General features: G+C 64.9%; 14 protein-coding genes. 7 read left to right on the top strand and 7 right to left on the bottom strand.

Annotation, left to right across the window (positions count from 1 at the left end; genetic code table 11):
- The first annotated feature begins 157 nt into the window (after positions 1-157).
- On the top strand, positions 158-2,479 hold the full coding sequence (locus JLK41_RS04050) for a DUF1631 domain-containing protein (RefSeq protein WP_210390426.1): 2,322 nt from the start codon (positions 158-160) through the stop codon (positions 2,477-2,479).
- A 9-nt stretch (positions 2,480-2,488) separates the two neighbouring features.
- Positions 2,489-2,821, top strand: coding sequence for a PilZ domain-containing protein (locus tag JLK41_RS04045; RefSeq protein WP_037046209.1), 333 nt, complete (start codon positions 2,489-2,491; stop codon positions 2,819-2,821).
- A gap of 90 nt (positions 2,822-2,911) precedes the next feature.
- Here the strand turns inward: JLK41_RS04045 and ettA are convergent, their stop codons facing one another.
- Positions 2,912-4,579 (bottom strand): energy-dependent translational throttle protein EttA, encoded by a 1,668-nt coding sequence (gene ettA, locus JLK41_RS04040; protein ID WP_037046207.1) that lies wholly within the window; start codon positions 4,577-4,579, stop codon positions 2,912-2,914.
- Positions 4,580-4,951: 372 nt separating this feature from the next.
- Between ettA and JLK41_RS04035 the strand changes: the two genes are divergently transcribed.
- Together JLK41_RS04035 and glyA are read left to right on the top strand one after the other, a co-directional pair.
- Entirely contained in the window at positions 4,952-9,172 is a 4,221-nt protein-coding gene (locus tag JLK41_RS04035) for an EAL domain-containing protein (protein ID WP_210390425.1), read from the top strand.
- A gap of 120 nt (positions 9,173-9,292) precedes the next feature.
- On the top strand, positions 9,293-10,546 hold the full coding sequence (glyA, locus tag JLK41_RS04030) for a serine hydroxymethyltransferase (protein WP_134676936.1): 1,254 nt from the start codon (positions 9,293-9,295) through the stop codon (positions 10,544-10,546).
- 69 nt (positions 10,547-10,615) lie between these two features.
- Here glyA and JLK41_RS04025 read toward each other — a convergent pair whose 3' ends face one another.
- Positions 10,616-11,122, bottom strand: coding sequence for a DUF3015 domain-containing protein (locus JLK41_RS04025; RefSeq protein WP_037046200.1), 507 nt, complete (start codon positions 11,120-11,122; stop codon positions 10,616-10,618).
- A 164-nt stretch (positions 11,123-11,286) separates the two neighbouring features.
- Here JLK41_RS04025 and JLK41_RS04020 point away from each other — a divergent pair, with 164 nt between their 5' ends.
- Positions 11,287-11,658, top strand: a complete 372-nt coding sequence (locus JLK41_RS04020; RefSeq protein WP_037046198.1) for a PilZ domain-containing protein — start codon at positions 11,287-11,289, stop codon at positions 11,656-11,658.
- Between the two features lie 5 nt (positions 11,659-11,663).
- Here JLK41_RS04020 and JLK41_RS04015 read toward each other — a convergent pair whose 3' ends face one another.
- Together JLK41_RS04015 and radA are read right to left on the bottom strand one after the other, a co-directional pair.
- Positions 11,664-11,810, bottom strand: a complete 147-nt coding sequence (locus tag JLK41_RS04015) for a hypothetical protein (protein WP_167494354.1) — start codon at positions 11,808-11,810, stop codon at positions 11,664-11,666.
- A 116-nt stretch (positions 11,811-11,926) separates the two neighbouring features.
- Positions 11,927-13,285: a DNA repair protein RadA gene (gene radA / locus JLK41_RS04010; RefSeq protein ID WP_037046196.1), complete on the bottom strand. Its 1,359-nt coding sequence runs from the start codon at positions 13,283-13,285 to the stop codon at positions 11,927-11,929.
- Positions 13,286-13,378: 93 nt separating this feature from the next.
- Here radA and JLK41_RS04005 point away from each other — a divergent pair, with 93 nt between their 5' ends.
- Positions 13,379-13,873: a GNAT family N-acetyltransferase gene (locus tag JLK41_RS04005; RefSeq protein ID WP_210390424.1), complete on the top strand. Its 495-nt coding sequence runs from the start codon at positions 13,379-13,381 to the stop codon at positions 13,871-13,873.
- 15 nt (positions 13,874-13,888) lie between these two features.
- Here the strand turns inward: JLK41_RS04005 and JLK41_RS04000 are convergent, their stop codons facing one another.
- Entirely contained in the window at positions 13,889-14,167 is a 279-nt protein-coding gene (locus JLK41_RS04000) for an HP1242/YdcH family protein (RefSeq protein WP_037046191.1), read from the bottom strand.
- Positions 14,168-14,246: 79 nt separating this feature from the next.
- A complete protein-coding gene (locus tag JLK41_RS03995) occupies positions 14,247-14,489 on the bottom strand; it encodes an HP1242/YdcH family protein (RefSeq protein ID WP_037046189.1) in 243 nt (80 codons plus the stop codon).
- 171 nt (positions 14,490-14,660) lie between these two features.
- On the opposite strand from JLK41_RS03995, the gene JLK41_RS03990 reads away from it, so the two are divergent.
- Positions 14,661-15,689 (top strand): CNNM domain-containing protein, encoded by a 1,029-nt coding sequence (locus tag JLK41_RS03990; protein WP_037046186.1) that lies wholly within the window; start codon positions 14,661-14,663, stop codon positions 15,687-15,689.
- Here the strand turns inward: JLK41_RS03990 and JLK41_RS03985 are convergent, their stop codons facing one another.
- Positions 15,690-16,466, bottom strand: coding sequence for a ferredoxin--NADP reductase (locus JLK41_RS03985; protein ID WP_210390423.1), 777 nt, complete (start codon positions 16,464-16,466; stop codon positions 15,690-15,692).
- Positions 16,467-16,470: the final 4 nt, after the last annotated feature.

Raw genomic sequence — 16,470 nt, 5'->3', positions numbered from 1 at the left:
TGAGGCGCGCCATTTTACGTAGCAAAAATTCCCTGTCAACCCCTGCAAACTGCTTTTACGACAATGCTTTGCAGCACGGGCATGGACTACTATATGTTTCATCGAACTGCGGCACGACGCAGGACGCGCCAGACGACGACGCCAGTTAGGACAGTCCATGAGCAGCCAGGACCAGCCCCCCATTCACCCCAAGGTGGTCAGCCTCGCCAGCCGCGGCATACAGCCGCGCTTCAGCGACCTGGTGCAGGCGTGCCGCAAACTGGTGATGAATCGCCTGGCGGAGCACCTCAACGGCGTCTTCGGCCAGGTCGACGACACCCTGTTCGAGTGCGCCGAGAAGGCCGAGAACAACAAGGTGCAGACGCTGTTCTTCGACAGCATGCGCGAGATACGCCGGCAACGCCCGCAGATCGAGCGCAGCTACCATCAGCAGATCGCCACCAACTTCTCCGATTTCCTCGACGGCAAGCTGCAGAGCCAGAGCGCCGCGCAACTGGACTCCGAGCACCTGGAGCTGGTGCAGAACGAAGATTACGAAGAGATCCTGCAAGTCACCAACATGGTCAGCCGGGTCAAGGCCCGCTGCACGCAGCAGCTGTTCGCCCTGGAGCAGCGCCTGGCGTTGCTCAACAACGGGCAGAAGCTCGGCGAAGACAGCAACCCCTTCGGCCCGCAGGCCATCGCCCAGGCCTTTCGCGAGGCACTGGCGCCCTGCCCGTTCCCGCTGCAGATCAAGACCATCCTTTACATGCTCTTCGATCGCCATGTGATGCAGAGCCTGGACTCGCTGTACGGCGCCCTCAACCAGCGCCTGATCGATGCCGGCGTGCTGCCCAACCTCAAGTACAACGCGCAGATCAACCCGAGCGTCAGCCGCCCGGAGGCACCCAAGGCAGAAGCCCCCGCCCCAGCGCAGCCAGCCGGCAAACCCGGTGCGGCCCAGGCGAGCGCAGAGCCCGCGCTGCTCGACCTCGATCTGAGCGCGCCACCCCCGAGCGATCCCTCGGCGCTGTTCAGCGGCCTGTCCAGCCTGTTGGACGAACATCGCCACAGTCATCCGGATGCCCCCCTGCTCGGCGGCACGCGCAGCATCGTCAGCTTCTCGCCGCGTGAGGCCAGCCGGACCTACAGCGCCAGCGAGCTGCTCGCCGCGCTCAACCGCATGCAACAGCAGTCGGCGCACGAACTGGCCCAGCGACTGCAGAAGCCACAGGCGGTCGAGGGCCTGAAGGCCGATCTGCAACAGCAGCTGGAATCCCACAGCAGCCTGCCCGGTGAAAGCAAGGTTTCCGAGCAGGAAGCCGATGTGATCGACCTGGTCGGCATGCTGTTCGACTTCATCCTCGACGACGAGAATCTGCCGGACGCCTGCAAGACCGCGCTGTCGCACCTGCATACGCCCTACCTGAAGATCGCCCTGATGGACAAGGCGCTGTTCACCCAGCATCACCACCCGGCGCGGCGCCTGCTCAACACCATGGCCCAGGCCGGCGTGCTGTATGGCAGCGAGGGTGACGAGCGCGGCTTGCTGGCCAAGATGCAGTGGGTGGTCGAGCGTGTGATTCACGGCTTCAGCGGCGACCTGGCGCTGTTCGACGGCCTGATCGAAGAGTTCAACGAATATGTCGACACCCTGCGCCACAAGGTCGAGCTGCGTGAGCGCCGCGCGGTGGAGGCCGCCAAGGGCAGGGATCGTCTGCTCGGCGCACGCGAGCAGGCTCTGGACGTGGTGCAGCGCTGCCTGGAGCAACGCGACCTGCCGGCGATCATCCGCAACTTCCTCGAGCTGACCTGGGCCGATGTGCTGGTCTTCGTCCTGCTGCGCCATGGCGAACAGAGCGAGGAATGGCGACGGGCCAGCGAAGTGGCCGAGCAACTGGCCTGGAGCGGCACCCCGCTGGACGAGGCGGACACGCAGCGCCTGCAGGAGCTGCGCGTGCCCATGCTCAGCGACCTGCGCAAAGGCCTGGAGTTGCTGGGCGGCTACCACGAAGATGGCATTCGTCGCCTGCTGCAGGACCTGGTCGCCTGCCAGCACGCCGTGCAGGCCAAGCAGCCGCAACTGGCCGCACAACTGAGCCCCACCCTGCCGGAAAGCCCGCTGGGCGCCATGCTCGGCGAGGATGCCGACCTGGTGCGCCAGGCACCGTCACGCAACACGCTCTCGACACGTGCGCAGGCGCTGGCCAAGGAGCTGGCGGATGTCGAGTTCGGCACCTGGTTCGAATTCGTCAGCAACGGCCAGAGCCGCGTGCTCAAACTCTCCTGGTTCAGCCCGACCACGCACAACTACATGTTCGTCGACAACAGTGGTCAGCGTGTCGCGATCAAGCCGCTCACCGTACTGGCGAACGAAATGGAGAAGGGCCTGGCCCGCATCGTCACCCCCGAACGCGCAACACCACTGGTGGATCGCGCACTGACAGCCATCTACCGCGTGCTGCAGCGTTTCACTGGCCGCGCAGCCGAACCCCGCTGAGGAATTTCCATGGAAGAGCGTCGCCAACATAGCCGCCATGGCACCGAGATGCAGCTGGAGGTCTTCGACCTCAACAGCGGGCAGCGCCTTGGCCGTATCGTCGACCTGTCCGCGGACGGTTTCATGCTGTTCAGCGACACCCCGCATACGGCCGATGCCGTACTGGAGTGCCGCCTGGTCTGCACCTCGGAAACCCATGGCCTGCAGGAAGTGCACCTCGGGGCGGACTGCCTGTGGAGCCGGCCGGGTGCCGACGGCCAGCATTGCTGGGCCGGCTTCCATATCATCGACCTGGCCGAGGACCAGGCCAAGGCGCTGGAAGCGCTACTGGCCAAGCTGTAGCCCCGCCCGCCTGGCGCAGATGGCCACCGCGCCCTCTGCGCCACAACGAAAAACGGAGCCCGCAGGCTCCGTTTTTCATCCACCGGACGCTTACTGCGCCAGTTTCTTGTAACGCACGCGGTGCGGTTGCGCGGCGGCGTCGCCCAGGCGCTTCTTGCGATCGGCTTCGAACTCGGTGTAGTTGCCTTCGAAGAAGTTGACCTTGGCATCGTCCTCGTAGGAGAGGATGTGGGTGGCGATGCGGTCGAGGAACCAGCGATCGTGGGAAATCACGATGGCGGCGCCGGGGAAGTCCAGCAACGCGTCTTCCAGCGCACGCAGGGTTTCCACGTCGAGGTCGTTGGACGGTTCGTCGAGCAGCAGCACGTTGCCGCCCTGCTTCAGGGTCAGGGCCATGTGCAGACGGCCACGCTCACCACCGGAGAGGTCCTTGACGAACTTCTGCTGGTCGGCGCCCTTGAAGTTGAAGCGGCCGACGTAACCACGCGACGGTACCTCGTAGTTGCCCACCTTGATCATGTCGAAGCCGTCGGAGACCTGCTCCCACACGGTCTTGTTGCCTTCGAGCGCCTCGCGGCTCTGCTCGACGCTGGCGATCTGCACGGTTTCACCGATCTCGATGTGGCCGGAGTCCGGTTGTTCCTTGCCGGTGATCATGCGCAGCAGGGTCGACTTACCGGCACCGTTGCCGCCGATCACGCCGACGATGGCGCCTTTCGGAATGCTGAACGACAGGTCGTCGATCAGTACGCGGTCGCCGAACGACTTCGACACATTGACGAAGTCGATGACCTTGTCGCCCAGACGAGGACCGGCCGGGATGTAGATCTCGTTGGTCTCGCTGCGTTTCTGGAATTCCTGCGACTGCATTTCCTCGAAACGCTGCAGACGTGCCTTGGATTTCGACTGACGCGCCTTGGCGCCCTGGCGAACCCACTCCAGTTCAGCCTTCATGGCCTTGGCGTGCGACGCCTCGGCCTTGGCTTCCTGGGCCAGACGGTTGGACTTCGATTCCAGCCAGCCGGAGTAGTTGCCCTCGTAGGGGATACCGTGGCCACGGTCGAGTTCGAGAATCCAGCCGGCGACGTTGTCGAGGAAGTAACGGTCGTGGGTGATCGCCACCACGGTGCCGGGGAAATCGTGCAGGAAGCGCTCCAGCCAGGCCACCGAGTCGGCGTCCAGGTGGTTGGTCGGTTCGTCCAGCAGCAGCATGTCGGGCGCCGACAGCAGCAGACGGCACAGCGCCACACGGCGCTTCTCGCCACCGGAGAGGTGCTCGATCTTGGCGTCCCAGGCCGGCAGACGCAGGGCGTCGGCGGCGACTTCCAGCTGGCGCTCCAGGTTATGCCCATCGGCGGCCTGCAGAATGGCTTCCAGCTTGGCCTGTTCGGCGGCCAGCGCATCGAAGTCGGCATCCGGCTCGGCATAGGCGGCGTACACCTCGTCGAGACGTGCCTGGGCCTGTTTGATCTCGCCTACTGCCTCTTCGACGATGTCGCGCACGCTCTTGGCCGGGTCCAGCTGCGGTTCCTGCGGCAGGTAACCGACCTTGATGCCGGGCATGGGACGGGCTTCGCCGTCGATCTCGGTGTCGACGCCCGCCATGATGCGCAGCAGCGTCGACTTGCCGGCGCCGTTGAGGCCGAGCACACCGATCTTGGCGCCCGGGAAGAACGAGAGAGAGATGTCCTTGAGGATTTCACGCTTCGGCGGGACGACCTTGCTGACCCGATGCATGCTGTAGACGTACTGAGCCATGGAGAACCTGACTGGTGAGAATGAGAGCTGAAAAAGTGGCGCACCCGGCACGCGTGGCGAAAACATCGTGGGGACGCTGAACCTGCGATGCGCAACCGTCGTTTGCCGTCTGCGGCCGTTTTCGCGACCTCCGCAGCCTGACAACGTGCAGAGACCTTAGCCGCCACGGAGAGGAACGCCAAGTATGGCGCGGACAGTTCGCGCACGCGGCGCAAAGCTACCGCAATGCAGGCGACAGGGCAAACTACGCTCGTCGAGCGGAACTGGCACTTGGCCACATTTACAGGCATTCTAGCCGGCTGACGTGAGCAGAAGCCCGCTCGCGCTTGTCATAGCAGATACAACCCCGCACTGGCTGCAGGCTCATAGAACGTGTCGACTCCCTCATCCCAGCCGAACTCCCCCACGGGCGAGTCGCGTGCGCCAAGGCGTCGCGAAGCGCTGCGGCGTGCGCTGGTGGTCCTGGTGCTGGCGATTCTGGGCCTGCTGGCCTGGCAACTGGTGCAGGAGCATCGGCAACTGCTCGGCAGCCAGAAGCAGCTCAGCCTCAGCTACGGTGAACAGCTGGCCAAGCACCTGAGCCTGAGCATGCGCCTGAAGGCCCAGGCCGGGCAGGCCATGCTGCACAGCGCGGAGGACGCCAAGCACAATGACGCCGAACTGCTCGGCACGCTGCGCAGCATTTTCCCGACCCTCAGCAGCATGGCCTGGTTCGACGCCAACGGTCAGTTGCTCAGCGACAGTTTCGCCAGTGCGAACGACCGCAGCTTCATTCGCAACCAGCTGCAGCGCAGCGCTTCGGCCGCCTACCATTTCGCCTTCAGCGCCCAGGACGGCGGCGCCCTGTACCTGCTGCTGCGGCAGGCCGACGGTAGCCATCGCGTCCTGCGCATGAGCACCAAGGCGCTGAGGAACTGGCTGCGCGAGCAACACCAGAGCGAACACGACTGGCTGCTCGAGGACCGACAGAGCCTGCGCGTCATCGACCGGGCCGACCACCTGCAGCAGGCGGCCGGCAGCATCGCACCGGTCACCGGCGCCGAGCAGGCGCAGAGCCTCGCGCAGATTCCCCTGCCCGGCAGCGACTGGCAGCTGCGCCCGCTCTTCGATGCCGATCGCGCCAGCAACGAACTGATGCCAGCGCTGGCCGGCAAGTTCCTGCTGTTCGTCCTGTGCTCGCTGCTGACGCTCCTCGCCCTGTACGGCCTGCAACGCGAGCAGCGCCGCCTGCAGCGCCTGAACAGCGAATCGCGGCGCTCGCTGCATCGCGCCGCCAGTGCGCTCGGGGCAGTCGAAGAACGCATTCTCGTGACCCAGTCCGATGGCAAGCTGCGCTACCTCAACCCGCAGGCCGAGACGCTGTTCGGCCTCAGCAGCGAGGCCGCCTGGGACCTGCACCTGCTCGACCTGCTGCCCGATCTCGATCCGTTGTTGCTCAACAGCCCGCAGCTGGCCGGCGACCCCGGCCCCGAGCTGGTCCGGGTGGAGCGCCAGGGCAGCGCCCGCCTGTTCGCCGTGACCCGCAGCGACATCGGCAACGCCGGGCCAAGGGGTGGCTACGTCTGGGTACTGCGCGACGTAACCGACGAACAGCAGGCAATGCGCGTGCTGCAGGAAACCCGCAGGCGCTATCAGGACATCTTCGACGGCACCGGGGTCGCCCTCTGCGTGCTCGACCTCTCCGGCCTGCGCAGCCTGCTGCTGCAGAACAAGCTGCGCGATGCCGCCGGCCTCCAGCGCTGGCTGAAAGCCGATGCCCAGCACCACACGCTGCTGCTGGACCAGCTGCGCATTACCGAGGCCAATCAGGTGGCGCTCAACCTGCTCGGCGTCAAATCCATCGAGCAGGCCTGGCATCAACTGATCGACAGCGGCCCGATCAGGCCGGACGACCTGCGCTACCGGCTGGCGGTGGCCGTGCTCGAAGGTCCCAACCTGGTAGAGCTGGAGACCCAGCTGGTCACTGCGCAGGGCCTGCAGCGCCATGTCTGGCTGGTCCTGCGCCTGCCGGAGATGATCCAGGACTACCAGGCCGTGACGCTGAGCATCAGCGACATCACCAGCCGCAAGCGCATCGAGCTGTCGCTGATCGAGCGCGAGCGCTTCTGGTCCGAGGTGGTACGTTCGGTGCCCGACCTGCTCTACGTGCATGACATGCAGAACCGCCAGGTGCTGTTCAGCAACCACAGCCTCGGCCTGCAACTCGGCTACAGCAAGGCCGAGCTGCGCAGCATGCGCGAGGATTTCTGGGAGCAGGTGCTGCACCCGGACGACAGCGACTACTACTGGCGTATCCGCAACCTGCAGAAAGTGGTCGGCGACGGCCTGCTGCTCGAGTCGGTGCTGCGCTGGCGCCACCGCGACGGCCAGTGGCGCTGGTTCAGCATCCGCGAGCAGGCCCTGGCGCGTGATGAGCGGGGCCGGGTAAGCCGCCTGATCGGCGTCGCCAAGGACATCACCGAACAGATCGAACGCAACCAGTCGCTGCGCGACAGCGAGCAGCGCTATCGCCTGCTGGCGGAAAGCATCAGCGACGTGATCTTCTCCACCGACAGCAGCCTGGCGCTGAACTACGTCAGCCCCTCTGTCGAGCCGGTGCTGGGCTACTCCGTCAACTGGGTGATGGCCAACGGTTTCGCCAACATGGCCGCCAACCCGCAGCAACTGATCGGCCTCAATCACCTGCTCGAACGCATCCGCGATGCACTCGGCGAACGCGATCGCCTCAACCGCCTGCGCGACGAACTGCCGGACCAGCTGTTCGTGTTCGACTGCCTGCGCGCCGACGGCCACAAGATCCCGGTGGAGCTGCGCCTGGTGCTGATGTGGGACGAGAACGGCCGTTTCGAGGGCATCCTCGGCGTGGGCCGCGACATCAGCCAGCAGCGCCGCGCGGAAAAGGACCTGCGCATGGCGGCGACGGTCTTCGAGCACTCCACCGCCGCGATCCTGGTGACCGACCCGGCCGGCTACATCGTTCAGGTCAACAAGGCGTTCAGCCGGGTCAGCGGCTATTCCGCCGGCCAGGTGCTCGACCAGTTGCCCGGCATGCTCACCGCCGATCGCCAGCAGGCGACGCACATGCAGTACATCCTCGGCCAGCTCAACCAGCGCGGCAGCTGGGAAGGCGAGGTCTGGCTCAAGCGCAAGGGCGGCGAGAACTTCCCGGCCTGGGTCGGCATCACCGCGGTGCACGACGAGGAAGGCGACCTCGTCAGCTACGTGTGCTTCTTCAGCGACATCAGCGAGCGCAAGGCCAGCGAGCAGCGTATCCACCGCCTGGCCTACTACGACGCCCTCACCCACCTGCCCAACCGCACGCTGTTCCAGGACCGGCTGCACAGCGCCCTGCAACATGCCGAACGGCATGACGAGTGGGTGGTGCTGATGTTCCTCGACCTCGATCGTTTCAAGCCGATCAACGATTCGCTGGGCCACGCGGCCGGTGACCGCATGCTCAAGGACGTGGCCGTGCGCCTGTCGGCCTGCGTCGACGGTGACGACACCGTCGCGCGCATGGGCGGCGACGAATTCACCCTGCTGCTGCAACCGCGCGCCAGCCGCGAAGGTGCCCTGAACCGTGCCATTCATGTCGCCGAACAGATTCTCGCCAGCCTGGCACGCCCCTTCGTGCTCGAAGGACGCGAGTTCTTCGTCACGGCCAGCATCGGCATTGCCCTCGCCCCGCAGGACGGTGACGAGCTGAGCCAGCTGATGAAGAACGCCGACACCGCCATGTACCACGCCAAGGAACGTGGCAAGAACAACTTCCAGTTCTACCAGGCCGACATGAACGCCAGCGCCCTGGAGCGCCTGGAGCTGGAGAGCGACCTGCGCCATGCCCAGGAACAGGGCCAGTTCGTCCTGCACTACCAGCCACAGTTCTCCGGCGACGGCCGCCGCCTGACCGGCGTCGAGGCCCTGCTGCGCTGGAACCACCCGAGCCGTGGCCTGGTACCGCCGGACGATTTCATCCCGGTGCTGGAAGAACTCGGGCTGGTGGTACAGGTCGGCGAATGGGTCCTGGAAGAAGCCTGCCGCCAGCTCAGGGCCTGGCACGACGAGAAGATCCGCATCCCCAAGGTCTCGGTCAACCTCTCCGCCCGTCAGTTCGCCGAAGGCGACCTGAGCGCGCGCATCGCCGCCATCATCGAACGCACCGGGCTGCCGCCAGCCTGCCTGGAGGTCGAGCTGACCGAGAGCATCCTGATGCACGACGTGACCAGCGCCATGCAGACGCTGCACGAGCTCAAGCGCCTGGGCCTGTGCATCGCGGTGGACGACTTCGGCACCGGCTACAGCTCGCTCAACTACCTCAAGCAGTTCCCCATCGACGTGCTGAAGATCGACCGCAGCTTCGTCGACGGCCTGCCGGAGGGTGAGCAGGACGCGCAGATCGCTCGCGCCATCATCGCCATGGCCCACAGCCTGAACATGATGGTGATTGCCGAAGGCGTGGAGAGCCAGGCGCAACTGGACTTCCTGCGCGAGCACGGCTGCGACGAGGTGCAGGGCTACCTGCTCGGGCGGCCGGTGCAGGCCCAGCAGTTCAGCGCCCGGTTCAACGCTGCCGAGCTGTTCATGCTCAGCTGAGCGACGCGCATGAGGGCCACTTGTCTGCCTCATGACCGACCTTCATATGCCTGAATGCGACCTTTGCGGTAGAATCCGCCCCTTAATTTCTTCCGCCCAACTGGTTTTCAGGGGATTGCCATGTTCAGCCGTGATTTGAATCTCGCTCGTTTTGACGCCGAACTCTTTGCCGCGATGGAGCAGGAAGCTCAGCGCCAGGAAGAGCACATCGAGCTGATCGCCTCGGAAAACTACACCAGCCCGGCAGTAATGGAAGCCCAGGGCAGCGTGCTGACCAACAAGTACGCCGAAGGCTACCCGGGCAAGCGTTACTACGGTGGCTGCGAGTACGTCGACGTGGTCGAGCAACTGGCCATCGACCGTGCCAAGGAACTGTTCGGCGCCGACTACGCCAACGTCCAGCCGCACTCCGGCAGCCAGGCCAACAGCGCCGTGTACATGGCCCTGCTCAACGCCGGCGACACCGTGCTGGGCATGAGCCTGGCCCACGGCGGCCACCTGACCCACGGCGCCAGCGTCAGCTTCTCCGGCAAGATCTACAACGCCGTGCAGTACGGCATCAACGACCAGGGCCTGATCGACTACGACGAAGTCGAGCGCCTGGCCGTCGAGCACAAGCCGAAGATGATCATCGCCGGCTTCAGCGCCTACTCGCAGGTACTGGACTTCCCGCGCTTCCGCGCCATCGCCGACAAGGTCGGTGCCTACCTGTTCGTCGACATGGCCCACGTCGCCGGCCTGGTCGCCGCCGGCCTGTACCCGAACCCGGTGCCGTTCGCCGATGTGGTCACCACCACCACCCACAAGACCCTGCGCGGTCCGCGCGGTGGCCTGATCCTGGCGCGCAAGAACGAAGAGCTGGAGAAGAAGTTCAACTCCGCCGTCTTCCCGGGCGGCCAGGGCGGCCCGCTGGAGCACGTCATCGCCGCCAAGGCCGTGTGCTTCAAGGAAGCACTGCAGCCCGAGTTCAAGGCCTACCAGGCCCAGGTGATCAAGAACGCCCAGAGCATGGCTCAGGTGTTCATCGAAAACGGCTACGACGTGGTTTCCGGCGGCACCGAGAACCACCTGTTCCTGCTGTCGCTGATCAAGCAGGACATCACCGGCAAGGACGCGGATGCCGCCCTGGGCCGCGCCTACATCACCGTGAACAAGAACAGCGTACCGAACGACCCGCGCTCGCCGTTCGTCACCTCCGGCCTGCGTATCGGCACCCCGGCCGTGACCACTCGCGGCTTCAAGGAAGACGAGTGCCGCCAGCTGGCAGGCTGGATCTGTGAAGTGCTGGCCAACATCGGCAACGATGACGTCGAAGGCCGCGTGCGCGAGCAGGTCAAGGCCCTGTGCGCCCGCTTCCCGGTCTACGGCAACTGAGGCTCAGCCTGAAATGAAGAAGCCCGCCGATCGGCGGGCTTCTTTTTGCCTGGGATCCGACGCAGCACGTCAGGCCGGTTGTTTCACATAGCGCGCCAGCTGGGCGTCGCGACTCATCACATCGAGGGTGGCGGCCAGTACCTGCTCGCTGGTGGCGTCGGCCTGGCTGAAGATGCTGCCGAAATTGTCGTGGGTGACCTTGGCGAAGTGTGCACGGTCCTTGGCCTCCACACCCAGCAGGGTGGCGTAGGCATCCAGCGCCTCGCCCTCGCCGACCGCCATGTCTTCGGCGATGGAGTCGAGCATGCCGTTCATCGCCAGCATGGAGCGACCGTTGTAGCCCAGCGCACCGCTGGTGTCGCAGCCGTTGGTGCCGGAGGTCATGCCAAAGGTGGCATTGCCCGAGGTGCCGTTGGTGGTGGTAGCCAGGAAGTGCGGCGCCATGCCACGCTGCCCTTCGAACAGCATGTTGCCCCAGCCGCAGCCGTTGCCACCGGCTGCGTCGGCGAACGCGCCAACACTGGCCATACTCAACAGGCCAAAGACCAAACCCTTGCCCAGCAGTCGCTTGCTCATATCTATCGCTCCGCAATATCGAGTAGTAAAAACCGCATAAGGAGCTTTGGCGACACTTGCCCACCTGTCAAACTGATGTGTATCTGTCGTGAGCCACGACGTGGCGCACATCACACGACCAACAGCCTTGACTATAGTGATGTAAACACCTCAGGAGCATGGGCATGAGTGAACCAGCCAATGAGCGTCGGCGCTTCCAGCGCATCGCCTTCGACGCTCCCACCGTAATCGCCCAGGGTGAGCGGCAATGGAAGGCAGCGCTACACGACATCTCACTCAAAGGCCTGCTGATCAGGACGCCACGCGATTGGAGCGGTGACCCGGATCAACCGTTCGAGGCGCTGGTGGAACTGGGCGGCGAAGCCCGGGTGAAGATGGAGGTGGTGCTGACCCGGACGCAGCCCCACTACCTCGGCTTCGTCTGCCGCCATATCGACCTCGAATCCATCAGCCACCTGCGCCGCCTGGTCGAACTCAACCTTGGCGATGAAGAGCTGCTGGAGCGCGAACTGGCGGCACTGGGCGAAGACGACTGAGCCGATCAGTGACGCAGGCAGGCAGCCTCGGCCTGCTCGCGGCGCTGACGACGCGCCTGGAGACGCTGCGCCTCGCGGCGAGCATCGCGCGACTCGACAGCCTTGGCGTCGAAGTTGAAAGCACGGGAAAAGAAATCGAAGAACAGGAACATGAGGGTGTCTCCTTCGTTGGATACACCTTCATGCTGCGCGTAGATAGCCTGCTACCTATTGATCCCGATCAATTCTGCCCGGAGCCCCCTCGCGGCAGAACGCCGCAGCCCCGAAGCTACTCGAACAACGCATCCAGCGCCTGCTCCAGGCGCGTCACCGCGATGATCTGCAATCCTGCCGGTGCTTCCTTCGGCGCATTGCCCTTGGGCACGATGGCGCGCTTGAAGCCATGCTTGGCCGCTTCCTTGAGGCGCTCCTGGCCACTGGGCACCGGGCGGATCTCGCCGGACAGGCCGATCTCGCCGAACACCAGCAGGTCATGCTGCAGCGGGCGGTTGCGCAGGCTGGAGATGACCGCCGCCATCAGCGCCAGATCCGACGCCGTTTCCAGCACCTTCACCCCGCCGACCACGTTGAGGAACACGTCCTGGTCGTAGGTAGGGATGCCACCATGGCGATGCAGCACGGCCAGGAGCATCGCCAGGCGATTCTGGTCCAGGCCCAGGGTGACACGGCGCGGGTTGCCCAGGTGGCTGGTGTCGACCAGCGCCTGCACCTCCACCAGCATCGGCCGCGAGCCCTCCCAGGTGGCCATCACCACGCTACCGGGCACCGCCTCCTGGGCACGGGTGAGGAAGATCGCCGAGGGGTTGGAGACTTCCTTTAGGCCCTTGTCGGTCATGCCGAACACGCCCAGTTCATTCACCGCGCCGAAGCGGTTCTTCACCGCGCGCAGCAGGCGCAGGCGCCCGTCGGACTCGCCCTCGAAATACAACACCGTATCGACCATGTGCTCCAGCACCCGCGGGCCGGCCAGCGCGCCTTCCTTGGTGACGTGGCCGACCAGGAAGATCGCCGTGCCGCTCTGCTTGGCGAAGCGCACCAGCAGCGCCGCGCTCTCGCGTACCTGGGCGACGCCGCCCGGCGCGGACTGCAGCTGCTCGGTGAAGATGGTCTGGATCGAGTCGATCACCATGACCTTGGGTTTTTCCTGACGGGCGGTGGCGATGATCGACTCGATGCAGGTCTCGGTCATCACCTTGAGCTTGTCCTGCGGCAGGTCCAGGCGCCGGGCGCGCATGGCCACCTGCTGCTGCGACTCCTCGCCGGTGACGTACAGGGCCGGGAAGCGCTGGGCGACATTGCACAGGGTCTGCAGCAGGATGGTCGACTTGCCGATGCCCGGATCACCGCCGATCAGCACCACCGAGCCATCCACCAGGCCGCCGCCCAGCACCCGGTCCAGCTCACTGGAGGCGGTGGAGAAACGCGGAATCTCCTCGACGCTGACCTCGGCCAGGGTCTTGATGTTGGCCTTGTCTCCCGCCCAGCCACTGCGCCCACTGGGCGTGGCGCCCTCGACCACGGTTTCCACCAGGGTATTCCAGGCACCGCACTCGCCACACTGCCCCGCCCACTTCGGGAAGGTGGCGCCGCACTCGGTGCAGCCGTACATGCGTTTTGCCTTGGCCATGGGGTAGTCGTCCTGCCTGTTCAACGAAGGCTGGAACGATACCGAACAACTGGATAAATTTACAGACCAGGTCTATTTCACGTGGATACGTTCATGCAGATCGAACTGCTGCCCACCAGCGCCGAACAGCTTCCGCTGCTCGCCAACCTGTACCAGTTCTATGCCTACGAAAGCTCCGACTGGGAGCAGGAGGACGTGGAAACCGACGGACGCTTCTACATCCACGAGCCGCACCTGCAACGCTACTGGCAGGATGCCGGCTGGAGCGCACAGCTGGTCCTCGCCGACGGCTTCATCGCCGGCTTCGTGCTGATCGAGCGCAGCGAGCTACCCGGCATCGACGCCCCGGAGTTCGCCGACCTGTTCATTCTGAAGAAGTACCGCCGTCAGGGCATCGGCCGTGCGCTGGTGCAGCAGCTGATGGGCGATGGCCAGCCCTGGCTGCTGCGCTACTACTGCCAGGACAAACTGGCCCGGGCCTTCTGGCAACGGCTGCTGAGCGAGTGGCCCAGACCCGCGCGGGCGATCTGGACGGAGGATGAAGCGGACGGGCTGCTCACCTACCTGATCAACCCGCCGGTGCATTGAGGCCTGGGCCGGGGCTCAGTCCTTGCAGCCGTTACCGCAACCGCAGCACTGCCCGCTGGCACGCTTGAGCTGCCGAGCCAGTTCATCCTTGAGCGCGACGCGGTTGAGCTTGAGCGCCTGCAGGGAGACGTCGTCGAGCAACTCGATGCCGTCTTCGATCCGGCAGATGCGCTTGTCCAGCACCTCGTACTCCTCGGCCTGCCTGGCGAAGAGCGCATCGCCCTGGCGCAGGCGCTGCAGGGCGTCGCGGTGCTCGGGGAAATCATGGATCAGAGGGTGATGATCGACGTGCATGGTGCAGCTCCTGGCTAAGGTGTTGATCGCAGCCTAGCCCGCCGCCGTCGCCCCACCCTTGACCCTGATCAAGCCCCCATCAGGTAGCCCCGTGCAGCAGGTCCGCGATCTCGTCCTTGAGGCCGACGCGCTGCAGCTTGAGCCCCTGCAGCATCAGATCATCGGCGACCGAACGGCCGTCCTCTATCTCGTAGATGCGCTTGTCCAGTGCCTCGTACTCCTCCGCCAGCCTGGCGAAGCGCGCGTCGCTCTGCATCAGCTTGCGCAACGCATCGTGCTGCTGCGGAAATTCTCGGTTGAGCGGGTGATGTTCAAGCGGCATGGAGGACCCTCCCGGAGATCGTCCTATTCAGCCTAGTCGAAGCTGCGCCAGGCGTAGCCCCGCCACACGAGCGCAGCAGGTATCGAGAGGAAATGAAATGTTGCAGCTTGCGCGCATTGCGCAGCCTGTTTTCCGTTAAATTGGCAGGCCCTTGGTTACCAACACCCCTACATGACACTCCTGATAGCGTTCGCTGTCCTCTCCATCCTGGTTTCGTTCATCTGTTCCATCCTCGAAGCCGCGCTGCTCTCCCTCACACCCAGCTACATCGCTCAGCAGAAGCTCGAACGACCGCGCCTGTATGAACGCCTGAAGGCGCTCAAGGACAAGATCGACCAGCCGCTGGCGGCCATTCTCACGCTGAACACCGTTGCCCACACGGTCGGCGCCACGGGCGTCGGTGCGCAGGTGACCATTGTCTTCGGCGATGGCTACCTGGGTGCCGCCTCGGCGATCATGACCCTGCTGATCCTGGTGCTCTCGGAAATCCTGCCGAAGACCATCGGTGCGCGCTACTGGCGTACCTTCGCGCCCTTCCTGCCCGGTCTGCTGCAGGCGATGATCCTGCTGCTCAAGCCGTTCATCTTCATGTCCGACCTGATCATGCGCCTGTTCGGCGGCAAGGAGCCGGAGCATGACGTGCGCCAGGAGATCAAGGCCCTGACCCTGCTCGGCCGCGAAGTCGGCTCGCTCGACGAGGACGAGCAGCGCGTGATCGGCAATATTCTCGACCTGCACGAGATTCGCCTGCGCGACATCATGACCCCGCGCATCGTCTGCGAATCGGCCGCGCCGGATGAGTCCATCGCCGCGTTCAAGGCCCGCGCCCGGTTGAGCCAGTTCTCCCGTTACCCGGTGATCGGCGAGGACGAGTCGCCGCTGGGCGTGGTATTCCGCTACGACGCCCTGACCGCCGAAGATGATTCGGCCGCGCTGACCAGCATCATGAAACCGCTGAAGGTGGTGCCGGAAAGCATGAACGCCGAGAACCTGATGACCCAACTGATGCAGGAGCGTCAGCACATGTGCCTGGTGTACGACGAGTTCGGCAGCTGGCGCGGCCTGGTGACGCTGGAAGACATCATGGAAACCATCATCGGCAAGCCGATCCTTGACGAGACCGACGACATCCCCAACATGCGCCGCTTCGCCAAGCGCCGCTGGGAGCATCGCATCAAGGCGATCCGCGCAGAGGACTGATCACCAGTAGTTCTCCACCGCCACCTGACCCGGACGCCGGGTCAGGCTCAGGTTCAGGCCACGGGCCTTCAGGCGCTGGCGGATATCGTCGATCATCTGCGGGTTGCCGCAGATCATCACCCGCGAGTCCTCGGGCGTCAGCTGCAAGCCCGCCGCACGCTCCAGTTCACCGTTGTCGAGCAGTTCGGTGATGCGCGCTCCCAGACAGCCCGCCGCCGGCTCGCGTGTCACCACCGGCAGGTAGGTGAGCTTGTGTGCGAACTCGGCCAGGTGCTCCAGACCGGCAAACCCCGTGATCATCGACTGGTAGGCCAGTTCGGCGCGGGTGCGCGTGCTGTACACCAGCACGATGCGTTCGAAACGCTGCCACACCTCGAAGTCCTGGAGAATCGACAGGAACGGCGCGATGCCGGTGCCGCTGCCCAGCAGCCACAGGTCGCGGCCGTCGACGAAACGGTCCAGCGTCAGGTAGCCGGTGGCTTGTCGTTCCACCAGCAGGCTGTCGCCAGCGCGCAGACGGCTCAGTTCGCTGGTGAACTCGCCCCCCGGCACCACGATGGAGAAGAAATCGAGGAACTCGTCGTGTGGCGCGGACACCAGCGAGTAGGCGCGCCAGACCTGCGTGCCATCGGCCTTCTCCACGCCGAGACGCACGAACTGCCCGGCGCGAAAGCGAAAGCCGGCAGCGCGCGTGGTGCGCAGGGTAAACAGACTCGGTGTCAGGCCCTGCACGTCCAGCAGTGTCTGACGGGTGAACTTGTCTTCGCTGACGGTCATAATC

This window comes from Ectopseudomonas khazarica (assembly GCF_017915135.1).
Lineage (GTDB): Bacteria > Pseudomonadota > Gammaproteobacteria > Pseudomonadales > Pseudomonadaceae > Aquipseudomonas > Aquipseudomonas khazarica.
This window is presented reverse-complemented; position numbering and strand designations above follow the sequence as displayed.

Excerpts from the sequence above, each read along its gene's own strand:
- JLK41_RS04020 (WP_037046198.1), top strand. The coding sequence starts at position 11,287 with ATGAGTGAACCAGCCAATGAGCGTCGGCGCTTCCAGCGCATCGCCTTC.
- JLK41_RS04015 (WP_167494354.1), bottom strand. The coding sequence starts at position 11,810 with ATGTTCCTGTTCTTCGATTTCTTTTCCCGTGCTTTCAACTTCGACGCC.
- radA (WP_037046196.1), bottom strand. The coding sequence starts at position 13,285 with ATGGCCAAGGCAAAACGCATGTACGGCTGCACCGAGTGCGGCGCCACC.
- JLK41_RS03995 (WP_037046189.1), bottom strand. The coding sequence starts at position 14,489 with ATGCCGCTTGAACATCACCCGCTCAACCGAGAATTTCCGCAGCAGCAC.
- JLK41_RS04050 (WP_210390426.1), top strand. The coding sequence starts at position 158 with ATGAGCAGCCAGGACCAGCCCCCCATTCACCCCAAGGTGGTCAGCCTC.
- JLK41_RS04005 (WP_210390424.1), top strand. The coding sequence starts at position 13,379 with ATGCAGATCGAACTGCTGCCCACCAGCGCCGAACAGCTTCCGCTGCTC.
- JLK41_RS03985 (WP_210390423.1), bottom strand. The coding sequence starts at position 16,466 with ATGACCGTCAGCGAAGACAAGTTCACCCGTCAGACACTGCTGGACGTG.
- ettA (WP_037046207.1), bottom strand. The coding sequence starts at position 4,579 with ATGGCTCAGTACGTCTACAGCATGCATCGGGTCAGCAAGGTCGTCCCG.
- glyA (WP_134676936.1), top strand. The coding sequence starts at position 9,293 with ATGTTCAGCCGTGATTTGAATCTCGCTCGTTTTGACGCCGAACTCTTT.
- JLK41_RS04000 (WP_037046191.1), bottom strand. The coding sequence starts at position 14,167 with ATGCACGTCGATCATCACCCTCTGATCCATGATTTCCCCGAGCACCGC.
- JLK41_RS04025 (WP_037046200.1), bottom strand. The coding sequence starts at position 11,122 with ATGAGCAAGCGACTGCTGGGCAAGGGTTTGGTCTTTGGCCTGTTGAGT.
- JLK41_RS03990 (WP_037046186.1), top strand. The coding sequence starts at position 14,661 with ATGACACTCCTGATAGCGTTCGCTGTCCTCTCCATCCTGGTTTCGTTC.
- JLK41_RS04045 (WP_037046209.1), top strand. The coding sequence starts at position 2,489 with ATGGAAGAGCGTCGCCAACATAGCCGCCATGGCACCGAGATGCAGCTG.